The organism is Mesorhizobium sp. 01N446 (assembly GCF_056399285.1).
In genome coordinates this window covers 432,359-449,414 of the sequence record NZ_JBFTRA010000005.1, presented here as the reverse complement: position 1 = coordinate 449,414, position 17,056 = coordinate 432,359, and the positions used below count along the sequence as shown (strand labels likewise).

Annotated in this window: 18 protein-coding genes; 9 read left to right on the top strand and 9 right to left on the bottom strand. The window is 65.5% G+C overall.

Annotation, left to right across the window (positions count from 1 at the left end; translation table 11 throughout):
* Positions 1–76 precede the first annotated feature (76 nt).
* On the top strand, positions 77–598 hold the full coding sequence (locus AC1DPX_RS21545) for a hypothetical protein (protein ID WP_477239443.1): 522 nt from the start codon (positions 77–79) through the stop codon (positions 596–598).
* A gap of 202 nt (positions 599–800) precedes the next feature.
* Here AC1DPX_RS21545 and AC1DPX_RS21540 read toward each other — a convergent pair whose 3' ends face one another.
* Complete coding sequence (locus AC1DPX_RS21540; protein WP_477239413.1) at positions 801–1,667, bottom strand: alpha/beta fold hydrolase; 867 nt, start codon at positions 1,665–1,667, stop codon at positions 801–803.
* A 136-nt stretch (positions 1,668–1,803) separates the two neighbouring features.
* Here AC1DPX_RS21540 and AC1DPX_RS21535 point away from each other — a divergent pair, with 136 nt between their 5' ends.
* Positions 1,804–2,541, top strand: a complete 738-nt coding sequence (locus AC1DPX_RS21535; protein ID WP_477239411.1) for a TetR/AcrR family transcriptional regulator — start codon at positions 1,804–1,806, stop codon at positions 2,539–2,541.
* Positions 2,542–2,569: 28 nt separating this feature from the next.
* On the opposite strand, the gene AC1DPX_RS21530 is transcribed toward AC1DPX_RS21535, so the two are convergent.
* A complete protein-coding gene (locus AC1DPX_RS21530) occupies positions 2,570–3,487 on the bottom strand; it encodes a LysR substrate-binding domain-containing protein (protein WP_477239409.1) in 918 nt (305 codons plus the stop codon).
* A 138-nt stretch (positions 3,488–3,625) separates the two neighbouring features.
* Here AC1DPX_RS21530 and AC1DPX_RS21525 point away from each other — a divergent pair, with 138 nt between their 5' ends.
* The 3 genes from AC1DPX_RS21525 to AC1DPX_RS21515 all read left to right on the top strand — a co-directional run bounded on the left by AC1DPX_RS21525 (position 3,626) and on the right by AC1DPX_RS21515 (position 5,876).
* Positions 3,626–4,264: a DsbA family protein gene (locus tag AC1DPX_RS21525; RefSeq protein WP_202359295.1), complete on the top strand. Its 639-nt coding sequence runs from the start codon at positions 3,626–3,628 to the stop codon at positions 4,262–4,264.
* A 38-nt stretch (positions 4,265–4,302) separates the two neighbouring features.
* Positions 4,303–4,914, top strand: coding sequence for an NAD(P)-dependent oxidoreductase (locus AC1DPX_RS21520; RefSeq protein ID WP_477239407.1), 612 nt, complete (start codon positions 4,303–4,305; stop codon positions 4,912–4,914).
* 179 nt (positions 4,915–5,093) lie between these two features.
* Positions 5,094–5,876 (top strand): DeoR/GlpR family DNA-binding transcription regulator, encoded by a 783-nt coding sequence (locus tag AC1DPX_RS21515; protein ID WP_202357773.1) that lies wholly within the window; start codon positions 5,094–5,096, stop codon positions 5,874–5,876.
* Between the two features lie 17 nt (positions 5,877–5,893).
* On the opposite strand, the gene AC1DPX_RS21510 is transcribed toward AC1DPX_RS21515, so the two are convergent.
* Together AC1DPX_RS21510 and AC1DPX_RS21505 are read right to left on the bottom strand one after the other, a co-directional pair.
* Complete coding sequence (locus AC1DPX_RS21510; protein ID WP_477239405.1) at positions 5,894–7,339, bottom strand: ROK family protein; 1,446 nt, start codon at positions 7,337–7,339, stop codon at positions 5,894–5,896.
* A gap of 85 nt (positions 7,340–7,424) precedes the next feature.
* Positions 7,425–8,333 carry a tagatose-bisphosphate aldolase gene (locus AC1DPX_RS21505; protein ID WP_477239403.1) on the bottom strand — a complete coding sequence of 303 codons (909 nt, stop codon included), beginning with the start codon at positions 8,331–8,333 and terminating at the stop codon, positions 7,425–7,427.
* A 272-nt stretch (positions 8,334–8,605) separates the two neighbouring features.
* Here AC1DPX_RS21505 and AC1DPX_RS21500 point away from each other — a divergent pair, with 272 nt between their 5' ends.
* The 4 genes from AC1DPX_RS21500 to AC1DPX_RS21485 all read left to right on the top strand — a co-directional run bounded on the left by AC1DPX_RS21500 (position 8,606) and on the right by AC1DPX_RS21485 (position 12,795).
* Positions 8,606–9,505 carry a sugar-binding transcriptional regulator gene (locus AC1DPX_RS21500; protein WP_477239401.1) on the top strand — a complete coding sequence of 300 codons (900 nt, stop codon included), beginning with the start codon at positions 8,606–8,608 and terminating at the stop codon, positions 9,503–9,505.
* Positions 9,506–9,914: 409 nt separating this feature from the next.
* The gene (locus AC1DPX_RS21495) at positions 9,915–10,892 is read left to right on the top strand and encodes an ABC transporter substrate-binding protein (protein WP_202357777.1); all 978 of its coding nucleotides are present in this window, start codon (positions 9,915–9,917) and stop codon (positions 10,890–10,892) included.
* A gap of 93 nt (positions 10,893–10,985) precedes the next feature.
* On the top strand, positions 10,986–12,047 hold the full coding sequence (locus AC1DPX_RS21490) for an ABC transporter permease subunit (RefSeq protein WP_202357778.1): 1,062 nt from the start codon (positions 10,986–10,988) through the stop codon (positions 12,045–12,047).
* Positions 12,040–12,795: an ATP-binding cassette domain-containing protein gene (locus tag AC1DPX_RS21485; RefSeq protein ID WP_095772389.1), complete on the top strand. Its 756-nt coding sequence runs from the start codon at positions 12,040–12,042 to the stop codon at positions 12,793–12,795. Before AC1DPX_RS21490 ends, AC1DPX_RS21485 begins: the two co-directional genes overlap by 8 nt.
* Positions 12,796–12,808: 13 nt before the next feature.
* On the opposite strand, the gene AC1DPX_RS21480 is transcribed toward AC1DPX_RS21485, so the two are convergent.
* The 5 genes from AC1DPX_RS21480 to AC1DPX_RS21460 are packed head-to-tail and all read right to left on the bottom strand — an operon-like array spanning position 12,809 to position 16,845.
* The gene (locus AC1DPX_RS21480; protein WP_477239399.1) at positions 12,809–13,459 is read right to left on the bottom strand and encodes an L-2-amino-thiazoline-4-carboxylic acid hydrolase; all 651 of its coding nucleotides are present in this window, start codon (positions 13,457–13,459) and stop codon (positions 12,809–12,811) included.
* A complete protein-coding gene (locus AC1DPX_RS21475) occupies positions 13,456–14,241 on the bottom strand; it encodes an ATP-binding cassette domain-containing protein (RefSeq protein WP_477239397.1) in 786 nt (261 codons plus the stop codon). Before AC1DPX_RS21475 ends, AC1DPX_RS21480 begins: the two co-directional genes overlap by 4 nt.
* Positions 14,238–15,035, bottom strand: a complete 798-nt coding sequence (locus tag AC1DPX_RS21470) for an ABC transporter ATP-binding protein (protein WP_477239395.1) — start codon at positions 15,033–15,035, stop codon at positions 14,238–14,240. The genes AC1DPX_RS21475 and AC1DPX_RS21470 overlap by 4 nt, the downstream gene beginning before the upstream one ends.
* The gene (locus tag AC1DPX_RS21465) at positions 15,032–15,862 is read right to left on the bottom strand and encodes an ABC transporter permease (protein ID WP_477239393.1); all 831 of its coding nucleotides are present in this window, start codon (positions 15,860–15,862) and stop codon (positions 15,032–15,034) included. The genes AC1DPX_RS21470 and AC1DPX_RS21465 overlap by 4 nt, the downstream gene beginning before the upstream one ends.
* Entirely contained in the window at positions 15,859–16,845 is a 987-nt protein-coding gene (locus AC1DPX_RS21460; RefSeq protein WP_477239391.1) for an ABC transporter permease, read from the bottom strand. Before AC1DPX_RS21460 ends, AC1DPX_RS21465 begins: the two co-directional genes overlap by 4 nt.
* Positions 16,846–17,056 lie beyond the last annotated feature (211 nt).

Sequence of the window (17,056 nt, the reverse complement as noted above, 5' to 3'; positions counted from 1 at the left end):
TCGCACCATCACCCGAGAGAAGATCGAGCAGCGAGTCCTCGCAGGCCTGAAGGAAAGGCTGGTCTCGGCCGATGCCGTGCCCGAGGCGATCAGAGCCTATGCCCAGGAGACCAACCGCCTCAATCAGGAGCGTCGCGCGCAAGGTGAACAGGATCGCAAGGCGCTCGACAAGATCGAGCGCGCCATCGCCGGCATCATGGCCGCAATCGAGGATGGCCTTTACCAACCTTCGATGAAAGCGAGAATGGAAGACCTGGAGAGGCAGAAGGCGGAGATCACCGCGCGTCTGGCAGTGGCGCCCACTGACGTGCCCGACCTGCCTCCCAACATCGCCACTCTTTATAAGAAGCGGGTCGATCACTTCACGCAAGCGCTTGCTGACCACGAGGACGGACGCCAAGCCGCCGAGGCGTTGCGCTCATTGATAGGCGAGATCGTGCTCACGCCCGGCGGCAAGCGCGGCGAGGTCCATGCGGAGCTGCGCGGCGAGTTGTTCGGCATCCTCCAACTCGCCAAACCTGACCCAAATGAACAGCCCGTCGATGTTATGACAAAAGGGGTTGCGGGTCCCCGCAACCAACATTCAACGGCCCGCTAGGCTCAAGCCAGCGGGCCGTTTTTGTATCCAGATCACAATGCTCGGCGATTTGCTCCGGCGCAGGCGCCCGCAAGGAGCCGAAGCCCCCGCAGGACAAAAACGCAAAGCCACTTAATGTAAGTCATTGCTGACTGACGAATTGAAGCGGCTACTCGGCTTTTGCTGCGCTTTTTGCGCAGCAATGTTTGTCTCACCCTTCTGATCAGCGCTGCGAGAAGAACGGTCGCAAAATGTCGGCGACTCGCTCGGGCTGGCCGACATCGTCCGCCGCCAGATGACCAAGGCCAGGGAGTTCGATGCGCTTGGCGTTGGGCAGAACGCCGGCCAGCGCGTCCAGTGCTGGAGCCAGATAGGCGGCGCTTCGATCACCTCCGAGCAGAAGGATTTCCGTGTGTGCCGCTTTGAAGGTCTCGACGGTGTCGGCGATTTCCGCTGCCAGGCGAATATCGAAGTGAACGGAGCGGATGAGGATGTCCAGCGGGACGTTTCCGATTTTCCCGTCGCTCGCGCTGGTCCGGATCGCCAGCCGCATCAACAGGACCAAGATGAAACGCGGCACCTTGATTGTCGAGATATCACCGGTCCCCTCCATGCAGGAAACCATGGCAGCCGCCAGATCGCCCAGCGCCAGTTCCCTTTCGTAGCGCGGCGCCCAGGCCATGGGTGACGTTACGCCGGCGATCGCCAATGGCGGTTCGTAAAGCGCCACCTTGCGCAGGGAGGGCAGTAAGAGCGTTGCCTGGAGCGCGATCAGGGCGCCGGAGCTCAGGCCGAAGACGTCTTGCGCGCCGGTGCCAACCACGAGCGCCTGAAGATCCTGGAGCTCCTTCTCCATTCCGTGTTGGTAGCCAAATGGTCCGCTCATGCCACGCCCGCGCCGATCGGGGACATAGACAGTGAGGCTGTTTGAAAGCGCCGTCGCGAGCCGCAGGAAACTCTGCGCGGCCTGCATGGCGCCATGCAGCAGGATCAGACCCGGGCCACGGCCGATCTGCCGATAGCCGATGGTGGTGCCATCGCGCGATGTCACGGAGCCGGTCGTGTAAGCTTTCGCGGTTGCGGTATTCATGGGCAGCGCTCCTGGTCCACGAACAATCATCCGCACAGGGCCAGCCAATGAGTTGGCCGGCCTGTGAAACGCGGATACGATGTTCGCAGTATTGTTTCTGTAGAATATGCGAACGGTGTTCGCAATAGGTAGGCGCATGGCTTCAGGTGACAAGGCCCCGTCAGTGATCTGGATGCGGCCGTCGCGCGGCGCGCGCGGGCCCGAGCCCTCGCATGACCGCGAGGCGATCGCCCGGATAGCCATCGAGATTGCCGACCGTGAGGGGCTCGACGCCGTCTCCATGCGCCGCATCGCGACGGCGATCGGCAGCGGCACCAGCTCCCTCTATCGTTATTTCGCGCGCAAGGATGATCTGTTGAACCTGATGGTCGATGGCGCGCTGGGGCCGGGAACCTTTAGCGCTTCCGGCGATTGGCGCGCCGACTTCAGCGTCATCGGCTTGGCCACGCGGCAAACCTTCCTGGCTCATCGCTGGATGGTGACGGCGTTGGCCGGACGGCCAACGCTTGGACCCAACCGGTTGAAGCGACTTGAGGCAACGCTTGGCCTGTTGGAGGAGCATGGCCTGTCGGCGCGGGAACGCCTCGTCCTTATCGACACGCTGATCTCCTATGTGCGCGGCTTCGTCGCGTCCGAGATCGCCGACGACATAGCTATCGGCACTTCAGGGCTGTCCGCCGAGCAGTGGCGAGCGGACCAGGCTGCCTATGCCGCTTCGATCACCGGCTCCGGAGCCTATCCGCGGACCTCCGCATTGTTCGAGGAAAGCCGCGAAGGCGATGGAGACGCGATCCAGGATCAAAGCTTTGCAGCGGGCCTCGAACTGATCCTGGACGGCATTGCGGCCAAGCTGGCTCGGCTGCAGCCGGCATAATTGCGTCCGAGCCTGAGGGGGATCGGCTTCATCCCCTGGTGTTGCCACGCGTCCGCTTTCTCTCGGCCGCCGCGAGCAATTCGACGAAGGCGCGCACCTTGGCGGGCCGGAAGCGGGCTGGCGGGAACACCGCGTGGATACCACCGGTCGGCAAGGTCCACTTGTCGAATATCCGCACAAGCCGACCTGCGGCGATATCCTCATCGACCGCGTAGTCGGGGAATATGCCCAGGCCGATACCGGCGAGCACGCACGCGTAGGCGGCCGGGCTTTTGTCACAGACGACGACGGGATTGAGTTCGGTCAACACCGTCTCGCCGTCCCTGGAAAACAGCCATTGGCCGACGCCGCGCAATTGGGTATTGCCGACCCAGGGCAGCGCTCGCGCCTGGTTCGGGTTCGCATCCGCGGGCAGGCTTGCCGCGAGAGCCGGACTGGCAACGACGATCTGCCGAATCGTGCCGAGGCGCCGCGCCTGGTTGGAGGAATCGGTAAGCCAGCCGACACGGATGCCGAGATCGATCTGCTCGTCGACCAGATCGCTCACCGCGTCGTCGAAGATCGCTTCGACGCGCATCTGCGGATAGGCCTTCAGATATGCCGCCATGACCGGGGCCACCACCCTGGTGCCGTAGTCGAGCGGCGCGGTCAGCTTCAGCGTTCCGCTCGGCTCGGTCGCAGCGCGCGAGATCTCGCCATAGGCCGATTCCGCCTCGCGCAGGATGATCATCGCGCGATCATAAAAGAGCCGGCCCTCCTCGGTCGGGGTGACGCGCCGCGTCGTGCGCTGCAGCAGCGTCGCGCCCAGCTCCTCTTCAAGCCTGCCGACCTGATGGCTGACCACGGCTTTGGCGACGCCAAGCCGGTCTGCTGCTGATGTGAACGAGCCGGTTTCCATCACGGTGGTGAAGTAGACGAGCCGGTTGAGGTTGAGAAGGTCGGCCAAGGTAATTGCTTTTGTCTGATTTGATCAGACAGTTTGTATTATTGGGCACTATTTATCGCAAGACCTCCGCTTGCCACATACGGCCAAGAGATTTGGTGGCCTTTCAGCCGACAGCACGTACCAACAATGGTGGCGATCGTGAGCAATTCAGACGTGACTTACCTTTTTGATCCGCTCTGCGGCTGGTGCTATGGCGCCACGCCGATGCTGGACAGGCTGTCGGCCAGCGGCGTGCGCATCGAGCTGCTGCCGACCGGCCTGTTCTCCGGCACCGGTGCGCGGCCGATGGATGAAGGCTTTGCCGCCCACGCCTGGGCGAACGACCAGCGCATCGAGCGTCTGACCGGGCAGACGTTCACGCAGGCTTACCGAAACAATGTCCTCAATGTTCGCGGCACCCTGCTCGACTCGCATGCCGCCGCCCTCGGCATCAGCGCCGCCGGTCTGCAAGACCCCAGCTGCAGGCTCACCGCGCTTAAAGCGATCCAGCGTGCGCGCTATGTCGACGGCCGCGATATCGTGACTGTCGAAGGCGTGGCCGCCGTGCTCGCAGACGCCGGCATGGCGGGTGCCGCCGCAATGCTGAAGAAGCCGAGCGAAACCGTGCTGACGGCTCACCGCGAGTTGGTCGGTCGTGGCCGAGCGCTGTTCCAGCGCTTGCATGCCAACGGCGTGCCTTCGCTTGCGGTCGTCCGCAACGATGCGCCGCGCCTCATCGGATCGAACGCATTGTTCGGCAGCTTCGACAATCTCGTCGCCCATATCGCGGCGGCGTGATCTCCCCAACTGACCCCCAACAAGGACTGGAAAAAGACATGGCAAAAGTCGCTCTCATCGGCGCATCGGGCGCTGTCGGTTCGCGCCTGCTCAAGGAACTCTCCGACCGTGGCCATACCGTCACCGGTATCGCCCGCAACCCCGAAAAGATTGCCGCTCTGCCCGGCGTGACGGCCAGGAAGGGCGATGTCTTCGACAGGCAAGGCCTCGCCGATCTGATCCGTGGCCATGATGTGGTGATCAGCGCCGTGCATTTCCTGGACAGCGATCCCGACACGTTGATCGACGCCGTGCGTGCTTCCGGCGTGAAGCGCTATCTCATTGTCGGCGGCGCGGGCAGCCTTGAGGTCGCGCCCGGCAAAAGACTGGTCGACACGCCCGAATTCCCGGCGATCTACAAGCCCGAGGCACAGAAGGGCGCCGACTTCCTCGACACGTTGAAGACGGTGGGCGATCTCGACTGGACGTTCCTGTCGCCCTCCGCCATGTTCGTCCCGGGCGAGCGCACCGGCAAATTCCGCCTCGGCAAGGATACGCTTCTCGCCTCGGACAAGGGCAGCAGCATCTCCTTCGAAGACTACGCCATCGTCATGGCCGACGAGATCGAGAAGCCGGCCCACATCAGGCAGCGTTTCACCGTCGGCTATTGATCAGACGGCGGCGGCCGTGCCTCGATCGAGGCCGGCCTACGCCAGCCGCATCAGGGCTTCGCGGACGCCGACGTGCCGATAGGTTTTGTGACCAGACCGTCCTGCCGAAGCGCCTTGCGAGACTCCTTCCCCATCAACGTCGGTATCGCTAATGTTCCAGGCTTCCTGGAGGACAGATCATGGAGCAGAGCCGGCTGTCGAAGAAGGAGCGGCATGAGCTCATCCTGTCGGAAGTGCGCCGCTCGGCCTCGATCCGTGTTTCCAGGCTCGCCCTGCGCCTTGGCGTCGCCGGCGAAACGATCCGGCGCGACCTTATCGAGCTCGGCGATGCGGGGTTGCTCAACCGAACCTATGGCGGCGCGACGATCTCGCTGATGACATCCGAGCCGGTGATTGCCGAGCGCAGCCAGACCATGATCGAGGAGCGGGCGCGGATCGGGCGTGGTGCGGCCGGACTGGTCGAGAAAGGCCAGATCGTGATGATCGATGGCGGCTCGACGACCTATGAGGTGGCGCGCAGCCTCTCGCAGATGAAGCGGGAGCTGACGATCATCACCAATTCCATCGGCGTCGCCTCGGTGGCCGGTGCCAGTCCGACCTTCCGGGTCATCCTGTGCCCCGGCACCTACGACAGCCGAGAAGCCAGCGTGGTCGGTGAGGATACGGTTGAATTCGTCAGGCGCTACAATGCCGACATTGCCATCATCGGCGCCTCGAGCCTCTCGGCGGACGGGCCGAGCGACATGATCTCGGGGGCGGCGGCGGTCAAGCGGGCGATGATTGCTCGCGCGCTGTCGACAGCGCTTGTGGTGACCAACGACAAGTTCGGCCGCAACAGCCTCGAACGCATCTGCGCTCTCAGCGCGCTTTCCGACATCGTCACGGATCGTGAACCGCTACCGGCGCTGCGCGCGGTCATCGCGGCGGCCGGAACGGAACTTCACGTCTGTAGTGGCGACTGACCGGGCCTTCCGGCCGTCTATGCGCCGCTGGCTATGGTCGCCCGCAGCCAGGCCGTGATGGCATCGAAGTCGATCGGCCTCGTCGTGTCGACGTCGAAGAGCGGTCCGCGCCGCAGCGGCTCGGCACACTTGGCGAGTTCGATCAGTTCGGGGATATAGGCCGCCCCGGGATGGCCGGCCGGGCGTTGGTCGAGCCGGGCGCCGTAACGCTCGGCAAGGACCTCGCCGGGCGCGTGGCACCAGATTTCAAAAGTCTGTTCGACGCCGGCCTTTCGCAGATGATCCTCGAGAACCTCGCGCGGCTGGAAGCCGAACCAGGCATCGACGATGAAAGTGGTGCCGGCAGGAGCTTCGCCGACCACCGACCAGATCGCCTGGTAGCTGGCGCGGCCGAGCGTGCGGTTGAACAGGCGGTCGCCGCCGCCGAGCACTTCGAGAAAGGGATTCTTGATCGTATCGAGCGCCAGCAGCGGCCAGCCCATGCGATCGGCGATGCCGCGCGAGACGGTGCTCTTGCCGCTGGCGGGGATGCCGTTGACCAGCACGGCGCGCCTAGCGTGACCTGATGGCGCCGAGGATGCAACCGGAACGGCGTGTGGTTCCGCCGCCAGGGCCTGCAGGCCGGCGCCGATCACCCCGGCGTCGTCGCCGAGCTGCGCTGCTTCGACCTGGCATTGGTACCAGGGCGCCAGAGCCGGGGCTCGGTCGAGTGCTGCATGTGCCGCGCGGCCAAGGCCGCCGCCAAGCAGCACGAGATCGGGAGCGAGCATGGCAACGGCGGTGTCGATGGCGGCCCGCAGCGGTTTCGCCCAGGCGTCCAGTATGCCGCGCGCCTGGATGTCGCCGGCGGCATCGCGGGCAAAGAGCTGGTCGACCGAAATGTCGGCGCCGAGCCCGGCGCGCGCAATGTGACGGCCGAGCGCCGTGCCCGAACTGGTGGTCTCCACGCAGCCGCGCCGGCCGCAGGCGCAGACCTCGCCATTGACGTCGACGGTGATGTGGCCGAGCTGGCCCGCCGTTGCCGAACCACGCGTGATCCGCCGATCCTGGGCGACGGCGCCGCCAATGCCGGTGCCGATGGTGAACATAACGATGTTGCCATGGCCGCGCCCCGCGCCGAGCGCCATCTCGGCGGCCAGCGCCATGTTGCAGTCATTGTCGATGACGACAGGCTTGCCTGTCATGTCTTCCAGGCGCTGCGCCAGCGCAACCGAGGCGAGGTTGACATAGCCGCCCGACAGGACAGCGCCGCGCCGCGCATCGACGCGGCCGGGTACGCCGACGCCGATGGCCTTCACGTCAGGGGTGTCGAGAAGGCGCACCATGTCGGCGATGCGGCCCAGCACCAACTCCGGGTCAGGCGCGCTTTTTTCGGAAACGCGCTTGAGGATTTCACCGGTGCCGGAAATGCGGGCGGCACGCAGATTGGTACCGCCAATGTCGATTCCTATGCTGAGAGGCATGGCATCCTGCATTCGTTTTCACGCAATTCCGGACGCAAAACCGCTTCACACTTTTGCTGGAATGGCTCTAGTCCAAATTCGACTATCAGGCAGCAGCTTTCTGCCGGTAGTGTCCGATCACGGCCTGGATCTCACGCAATCGCGGCACTGCGATGGTCTTAAGCCTTTCGCGCTGGATGTCACGATCGAGCGAGATGCAGTCCTTCCACAGCGAACGGCCGGCGATGACACCCGAGGCGCCGTTCTGCATGGCGATCTCGACCTGGCCAAGGAAGGTGGCGTGGTTGACACCGGCCGAAAGCACCGCCCACGGCACATCGCCGGCCATTGCGGTGATGTTGGCGCAGGCCTCCGGCGTTCCGGGGTAGGGAAGCTTCAGCACCTTGGCGCCGCACTCGAGCGAAATCCTGGTGCCTTCCTCAACCAGCCATGGAGTCTTGGCCGCATAGTCCTCGGGGCTTTCCCCGTCGAGCTGATAGGTCAGGAACTCGACGACCAGCAGCAGGTCTTCCTGGCCGAAATCGGCGATGCATTGGCGCAGGATGGCGATGTTGTGCTCGTTGGCCGCAGGCTTGTCGGCCCGGAGATACACCATGATCTTGCCGCCGGTGCCGCCCAGCGCGCGGACGCGGCGCGCGTCGATGCCGGGGACGAGGCGCGACAAGCGGTAGCCCTCGGGCGAGACGTCGAAGCCGGAAGCGTCGAGGCCGATGAGAAGTGCTGTATCGCGGTTCAAGACGCCCTCGTCGACAATGCGCGGCACCGCGCAGAGTGGGTCGAGCAACACGCAGGATGCCGCACTGGCCAGGTAACGGGTGATATCGGCCTTGGTGTCGCCGAGCATGTCGTTGGTGATCCTGGCCTGTTCCTCAGGGTCCGACGCCAGCAAGGTCCGCATGCCGCCGCGCTGGTCACAGGCGATGGCGACCATGGCCCCGTCCTTGCCGCATATCTGCTGGTAGCCGCGCAGTTCCGCGGTGGTCATCTTGGTCATGGTCTCAATCCAATGTTGGCGCTCTCCAGACGAAGGGCGCGGATCCCGTGGAAATAACGATGTTCAGTTCTGCCCGCCTGCCGGCAGGACGCCGCGACGCGCCATCGCCCTCGAAGAATGCTCCTCGCCGACCTCGCGGCCTGGAACCGCACGTTGCGGGTTGGCCGGATTTGCGCGATAACTCCCGTCGGCGTATACGTGTGTAACACGTTGCTGAAAGGAATTGCAAGCTGTCTGTTCCCCCCATCCAGGATGCGACCGCATCGCGGACGATGCTGCATACGGTGGCCAAGCTGCATTATGTGGAGGAGATGTCGCAGGTCGATATCGCCCGGCGGCTCGGAGTCTCCACCGCGACGATTTCGCGGCTGCTGCAGCGGGCGCGAACCGAGGGTATTGTCCGCATCGAGGTCCTCGACCTGGCAACGCCGGAGGACATCACCCGGCAGCTGATCGACGGCTTGAAATTGCGCGATGCCGCCGTGGTCGAGACGCCGGCGGCGGGCACGTTGGCAGCGCTCGCGGCACCGCTTGGCGGGCTGCTCAGGCAGGCGCAACTGGTGGCGGGCTCCGTCGTCGCCATCGGCTGGGGACGCGCCGTGCGCGAAGTCATCCGGGCCGGCCTGCCGCGCATGCCCGGCGTGCTGACCGTGGCCGCCACCGGCGGCATGCAACAGCAGGCGGCGCATTTTCAGGTCAACGAATTCGTGCGGCTTGCCGCCGAGGAGTTCGGCGGCACACCGCATTTCATCCATGCGCCCTATTTGCCGTCTACCGAGTTGCGCGAGGTCTTCCTGCGCGACGCCGCCATTCGCGATGCCGTCGCGCTGTGGGAGAGGACCGATGTCGCGATCGTCGGCATCGGCCTGCCGCATGCCATCAATGCTCCAGAGGCCAGTGCCGCCACGCCGAGCGAGCAGGCGCTGGTTCATGCCGCCGGCGACGTGCTTCGCCACTACTTCGATGCCGAGGGCACGCTGATCGCCTGGGAAGGCGAGAGCCGGATGATCGCCATGTCGCCGGCGCAGCTACGCGCCGTGCCGCTGGTCATCGGCCTTGCCGCGTCGCCGGAAAAAGCGACGGCGATCATTGCCGCCGTTCGCGCCGGACTCATCAACACGCTGGTGACGGACACCAAGACGGCGCAGGCCATCCTCGCGGCGCTCGCCTAGCCTTAGAACGGGCAGGACGCAGCAACGAAAACCAGTTGTGCCGCCGAAAGGCCCGGGTGATAGTTGACCGGGGCTCGGCGGAGCAATCGGATGTCGTACGGTGTGAAAAGCCCGGCGTTGCCGGCTCGGAAAAACCGAGTTGCAATTTATTTCTGCAAAGTGTTACAAGTTCGAACGCCCGTCGGCAAGGCGAGGCGGTTGGGCACAGTTTGCCGAACCTCGCGGAGGCCGAGGAACGGGGCTGTGGCCAGGTGCGCCGGCGACTGACCGGCCGACATATCGACTGGAGGGCGCTTGGGAGGAGCTGCCCGCGAGGCAAACAGGCGTTTCCGGCCGTCGCATCCGCAGGGATGACGGCCATTCCAATGTCACTTGCAACGGCAGATCTGCCAACAATGAGGAGGATGTCATGAAGAAGATTGTTGCCGCGCTCGCGGCGCTTGCCGTCAGTGCGACGGTGCTGATCGCGCCCGCGCAGGCGCAGGACAAGAAATACACCATTGCGCTCATTCCGGGCCTGACCACCGACGGCTTCTACATCACCATGCGCAAGGGCGCGCAGGCGGCAGCCGACGCGCTTGGCGTTAACCTGGTTTTCCAGGGTGCGCCGGACTTCAACCCGGTCACCCAGGTGCCGGTGCTCGACGCGGTCATTGCCAAGAAGCCGGACGCGATCCTGATCGCGCCGACCGACAAGGTCCAGCTGGTCGAGCCGCTGCGCAAGGCCAATGATGCCGGCATCCCGGTCATCACCGTCGACACCTTCATCGGCAGCGGCGTCTACCAGACCGGCGCCGGCGATGCCGACTTCCCACTGTCGTATATCGCGTCGGACAATGTGCTCGGCGGCGAAATTGCCGCGCGCGCGCTGGCCACCGCCATTGGCGACAAGGGCAAGGTCTACGTCTCGAACGTCAAGCCCGGCATCTCGACCACCGACCAGCGCGAGGAAGGCTTCAAGAAGGAGATGGCCAAGCATACGGGCATCACCGTGCTGGAAACCCAGTTCAATGACGACGACGCCAACAAGGCGGCTTCGCAGCTGCAGGCGGTGTTCGCCCGCAATCCCGACCTGGTCGGCGTGTTCGGCGCCAATCTGTTCTCCGCACTGGGTGCCGCCAATGGCGTCAAGCAGGCCGGACAGAGCGGCACCGTCAAGGTCGTTGCCTTCGATGCTCCGACCAGCATCGTCGACAACATCAACACCGGCCTGGTCGACGTGGCGATCGCCCAGCATCCGGCCGAAATCGGCTATTACGGCGTCGTTTCGGCCTATGCCCACCTGACCGGCCATTCGATCCCGGTCACCATCGGCACCGGCTTCACGATCATGGACAAGTCCAACATCGCGGACCCGAACATCTCGAAGTATCTCTACTCCGAGTAAGTCCAGACCAGCTTGGCTCCTCCCGGTCCGCCGGGAGGAGCCTGCATTGGGTCCTCGCCAATCGAGGCCTGTTGAAGGCGCCCCGGAGTATCCATGACCTCGACATCACCAGCCCAGCCTGCCGAGAAGCATGTCGCCCCTCAGGCCGATCACGGCGATCCGGCCAGGAGCCTGGTCGCACGCATCGCCGAAGGGCGCGCCTGGCTGTTCCTGGCCGGCCTGCTGATCTGTTTCGAAATCTGGTCGCGGCTCGCCTTCGGCGCGACCTTCGTGCTCAATCCGTTCAACCTGCAGTCCATCGCCATCTTCGCCGTGGCGCCGCTGCTGCTGGCGACCGGGCAGACCTTCGTCATCATTTCCGGCGGCATTGACCTGTCGCTCGGCTTCATCATGGGCCTGGCCGCCGTCATCGCCGCGCATGCCACCAACATGGCGGGTGCCGCCATTCCCCTGCCGCTGGCCATGCTGGCCGGCATCCTCGCCTCGGTGATCGTTGCCGGTGTGCCGGGCATCATCAACGGCCTGCTGATCTCGCGGCTCAAGGTGCCGCCCTTCATCGGCACGCTCGGCATGTTCGGCGTCGCGCGCGGCGCCGCCTTCCTGCTTGCCGGCGGCACCACCGTGCCGGTGCAGAATTCCTGGTTCGCGCTGCTCGGCAACGGCAAGTTCTACGGCGTGCCCTATCTGGTGCTGATCACCGCTGTCTTCGTCATCGTCATGCACTACCTGCTCAGCCAGACCCGGTTCGGCCAGCACAATTATGCCATCGGCGCCAATGTGCAGGCGGCGCGGCGCGCCGGCATCGACATCAGGGGCCACATATTGCGGCTCTACGTGCTGTCGGCGATGTGCGCCGGCCTCGGCGGCGCGCTCTATGCGGCGCGCTTCACCGCGGGCGCCGCGCAGGCCGGCGAGCCCTTGCTGCTCGACAGCGTCGCGGCGGTGGTCATTGGCGGGGCCAGCCTTTTCGGTGGCTCCGGAACCATCTTCGGCACGGTGGCTGGCGCGCTGGTGATCGCGGTCATCCAGTACGGGCTGGTCTTCGTCAATGTCGAACCGTTCTGGCAGTTCATCGCCGTCGGCGTCGTCATCATCATTTCCGTCCTTATCGACCAGGCGCAGCGCCGGTTCAGTGGAGCCCGTCAGGATGAATAGCACCAACCAGAACGCGCCCCTGCTGGAAGTCCGCAACCTGTCGAAGCACTTCGGTGCCGTGCGTGCGCTCAACGACTTTTCCATGGCCGTGCGGCCGGGCGAAGTCGTGGCGCTGGCGGGCGACAACGGCGCCGGCAAGACGACGCTGATCAAGGCGATATCGGGCGTGTTCCAGCCCACCGGCGGCGAAATCCTGCTCAGGGGTCAGCCGGTGACGTTCGCGACGCCGCAGGAGGCGCGCGAAAAGGGCATCGAGACGATCTACCAGGATCTGGCTTTAGCCGACAATCTGTCGATCGGCGCCAACATTTTCCTTGGCCGCGAACCGATGCGCAAGGCGTTCGGCTTCCTGCCGGTGCTGGACCGCAAGGCCATGGCCGAGGCGGCCAAGGCGACGATGGGGCGGCTCGACTTCCATGTCAGCCGGCTCGAGGCCCCGGTCAGCAATTTCTCCGGCGGCCAGCGCCAGGCGGTTGCCATCGGCCGCGCCGTCTATTGGGATGCGCAGATCCTGATCATGGACGAGCCGACCGCCGCCCTTGGCGTGCCGGAGCAGCGCAAGGTGATTTCGCTGATCCATCAGCTCAAGGCGCAAGGGCGCGGCGTGATCTTCATCTCGCACAATCTGCAGGACATCTTCGCCGTTTCGGACCGCATCGTCGTGCTGCGGCGTGGCGTCCAGGCCGGCGAGCGCAAGATCTCCGAGACCAACCATGATGAGGTCGTCAAGCTGATGGTCGGCGGCTAAGCTGTGCCGATATTCAGGTGATGCCGGCCTGCAAATGGCGGTCCCCTGCGCTTCCGGTGCTCACGTACCCAAAAGTACGCTCCGCTCCGGTTCTCGGGAACCACCATTTTCGACTCGGCCTGACCTGAATCTCGACACAGCTTAGATCGTCAATGCTTAGCTGGCATCGCGATTGGTCAGCGCGATGTGGCAGCAAGCCGGAACCGTGGCCGGGCGTCCAGGTGATGTTGTCGAAGCGCACGCCGGTCGCCTCGAACAGGCCGCGGTCGAAGACGCCGGCGATGCGGCAGAGTGTGGCGAGCTTTTCGTCGCCAACGCCCGCCTCGACCCAGGCGTCCTTCAGCGGGCAGCGCTTGACCTTGAAGGCGATACGGTCATCGCCGCGTTCGACATCGGTCGGATACATCTGGCCGCCATCCGGACTGATCGCCAGGAAGGCTTCGCCGATGGCGCTTGCATCGTTGGCGCCGAAGCTGGCGAAGGCGGCAGCCGCCACTTCCTTGCCGCGCTGCTCGATGGCGCGGATCATGATCGCCTCGGCCTTTTCGGCACCCAGCTCCCCGGTCAGTTCTTCGAGCAACAGCCGGTAGAGATCGGCACGGTTGCGGAAGGCGGAATCGAGTTCGCGCGACAGCTTCTCGGCTCTGGCTTCGGGGTCGGTCATGAGGCGTCCTGCGTGGTTCTTTTGAGCCTTGGTGCTGCCACCACCAACGCCTTGCCGATGGCTGACCGCGGGGCGTCGATAACGGCGCGGGCATCGCCGCTCTCGGCGACCCGTCCGGCATCGAGAAGGATGACGCGATGGGCGAGCGCGCGCACGACGCCGAGATCGTGGGAAATGAAGAGATAGGCGATCCGTTCCTGGCGCTGCAGGTCGAGCAGAAGCTCGAGGATCTGTCCGCGCACCGAGACGTCGAGCGCCGAGACCGCCTCATCGAGCACGATCAGCGATGGCTTTGTCGCGATGGCGCGGGCGATGGCGACGCGCTGCCGCTGGCCGCCGGAAATTTCGTGGATGGCGCGGGGCGCGAGATCGGCCGGCAGCCCGACGCGTTCGAGCAAGGCAGCGATGCGGCGCGGGCGCTCGGTACGCGAGGCTATGCCATGGATGCGCAAGGGATCGTCGAGGACACTTGCCACCGTGGCGCGCGGGTTGAAAGCGGCCAACGGATCCTGGAACACCATTTGCAGGCGCGCCCGGCGTGCGCGTAGCGTTGCACCACTCAAGACCAGGAAATCATCGCCTTCGAATTCAATGGCGCCAGCGTCCGGCTCGATCAGGCGCAGCACCAGCCGCGCGATCGTCGATTTGCCGCTGCCGGAAGGGCCGGCCAGCGCCAGTGTTTCGCCGGGCTCTATGTGAAAAGAGACATCGTCGACGGCGATGATGGTCTTGCCGCCGCGACGGTAGCGTTTGCTGAGGTTGGACACTGTGAGCAGGCTCATGCGGGGAGCCCGGCCCGGATCAGCAGTGGCACGGCGTCGAGGCCGATATGCGCGTCGAGCAGGGTGCGGGTGTAGGGCTGGGTCGGGGCGTCGACAATCCGCGCCGTCGGACCAAGCTCGATCATCTGGCCATAGCGGAACACGGCGATGCGCTCGGCGAGTTCGGCGGCGAGTGCGATGTCGTGGCTGATGAACAACAGCGTCATGCCGTCCTCGACCATCAGCCGCCGGATCAAGGCGACGATCTCAGCCTGCACGATGGTGTCGAGCGCGCTGGTTGCTTCGTCGGCGATCAACAGTTTCGGCCCGGCCGCGATGGCCGCGGCGATGGCCACGCGCTGCTTCTGGCCGCTGGAGAGCTGATGCGGGAAGGCATGCAGGGCAGAGTCCGGGTCGGGCAGGTGGACGCGTTCGAGCAGGGTCCTGGCCTTGGCGTAGGCCTGGGACCAGGTGAGGCCGAGATGGGTGCGCGCGACTTCGGCGATCTGTTTGCCGACGGTCATGACCGGATCGAGGCTGGCGGATGGGTCCTGGAAGACGAAGCCGATGTCGCGGCCGAGGAGGGGAGGTTGGCCAAGGCCGGGCCATTCAATTCTTCCGCCAACCGCTGAAGAAGCCGGCAGCAGCCCCGCAATCGCCAGCGCCAGTGTGCTCTTGCCGGAGCCGCTTTCGCCGATGATGGCCAGGCGCTCGCCAGCCACGATGTCGAGGCTGATGCTCCTCAGCGCCGCAACCTCACCGCCGTCGCGGCGGTACGTCACCATCAGGTCGCTGATCGAAGCCAGCACCGTCACGACAGGCCTCTCCGGACCGCCGTCGTCTCGACGATGCCTTCGCCGGCGAGATAGACGCCAAGCACGGTCAGCACCAGAGCGATGCCCGGTACGATCGACAGGAAGGGCGCGGTGCGCAGCACCGCGCGGCCTTCGGCAATCATTCCGCCCCAGGTGACGCGGTTGGGATCGCCGAGGCCAAGGAAGGATAGCGCGGCCTCTGTGAGGATCGCGGCGGCGACGATCACCGAGGACATCGCCAGCACCGGCGGCAAGGCGTTGGGCAGCACTTCGCGGAAGGCGATCTCGATCGGGTGCGTGCCGATGGCGCGCGCACTGGCGACGTAATCGCGCTCGCGGATGGAGAGGACTTCGGCGCGGGTAATACGGGCCGGTCCGGTCCAGGTGCCGAGCGCGATAGCGATCACGACGATGCCGAGCGATGGGCCGACGACGCTGACGAAGGCCAGCGCCAGCAGGAAGCTTGGCACGGTCTGGAAGGCGTCGGTGATGCGCATCAGCCCCTCGTCGACGAGGCCGCCGGCAAAGCCGGCCAGCGTGCCGACCACCGAGCCGATGGCGAGTGCCGCTGCGGCTGCGGCAAGGCCGACCGCGAGCGAGGTGCGGGCACCGTGGAACAGCTCGGCCAGCACGTCGCGGCCGAGCCGGTCGGTGCCGAGCGGCAGCGACCAGTCCTGGAAGGGCGGCAGCAGCGCCGGGCCGGCAATGGCTTGCGGGTCGCCTGGAAACAGCAGCGGCGCAATGAGCGCCATCGCAATCAGCGCGGCCAGCAGGATGGCGCCGGCGACCGCCTCGGGCGTGCGCAGAAAGCGGCGCAGCGGGCTCATGCGCCGGCCTCATTGGCGCCGACGCGCGGGTCGAGGAAGGCATAGGCGATATCGACGAGCAGGTTGATGACGACGACCAGGACGGCGCTGGTGAGGATGATGCCGAGCAGCAAAGGCGTGTCGCGCGAAGCCACCGCTTCCTGCGCCAGCCGGCCGAGGCCCGGCACGGAAAAGACGCTCTCGATGACGACGCTGCCGCCAAGCATCTGCGCCGATTGCAGGCCGAGCATGGTGACCAGCGGCAAGAGCGCGTTGCGAGCGACGTGCGCCAGCACGATGCGGCGGCGCGACAGCCCCCTGGCGCGGGCGGCGAGGACAAAATCCTGCCGCCAGGCCTCGGCCATGCCGGCGCGCATCATGCGCAGATAGAGCGCGAGGTAGATGAAGCCGAGGGCGGACGCCGGCAGTATGAGATGGACGGCGATGTCGGCGGCGCGGTCGAGGCCGGCCTTGTCCGAAGCCAGCGTCTCGATGCCGCCGATCGGCAGCCAGCGCAGGTCGACGGCGAAGACGACGATCAGCACCAGGCCGAGCCAGAAGCCCGGCACGGCATAGAGCGCCAGCGAGCCGATCGACAGGAAGCGGTCGCGGACGCTGCCGGGCTTGGCGCCGGCATAGATGCCGAGCGCGGAACCGAGCCCGAAGGACAGCGCGGTGGCGCTGACCATCAGGAGCAGCGTGTTGGGCAGGCGCTCGAGGATGACGTCGCGGATCGGCCTGGAGAAGGTCACGGACTGGCCAAGATCAAGATGCAGCAGCGCCCAGAGATAGTTGGCCAGCCGCGTCAGCTCCGACTGGTCGAGACCCCAGCGATGGCGCAGCAATTCGATCATGCCGGCGTCGCCTCCGGTCGAGACGATATAGGCATCGACGGCATCGCCGGGTGCGGCCTCGAGCAAAAGGAAAGTGCCGATGACGACGATCAGCAGCACGAAGACGCTGCCGACGAGGCGGCGGCGGAGGAGGGCGAGGGCGCGGGTCATGGCCACCTTACCCTCCCCCTCGTGGGGAGGGTCGATCCGCGAAGCGGAGCGGGGTGGGGGTCTTCAGGCTTGTGCCAATACCCCCACCCCGACGACTGGCTGCCGCTTCGCAGCATCCATTCGTCGACCCTCCCCACAAGGGGGAGGGTGAGGTCGGCGCGGTCCGGCGGAAGGGGCGCGAAGGAACTCTCATTCTCGAAGCTGAGCACCC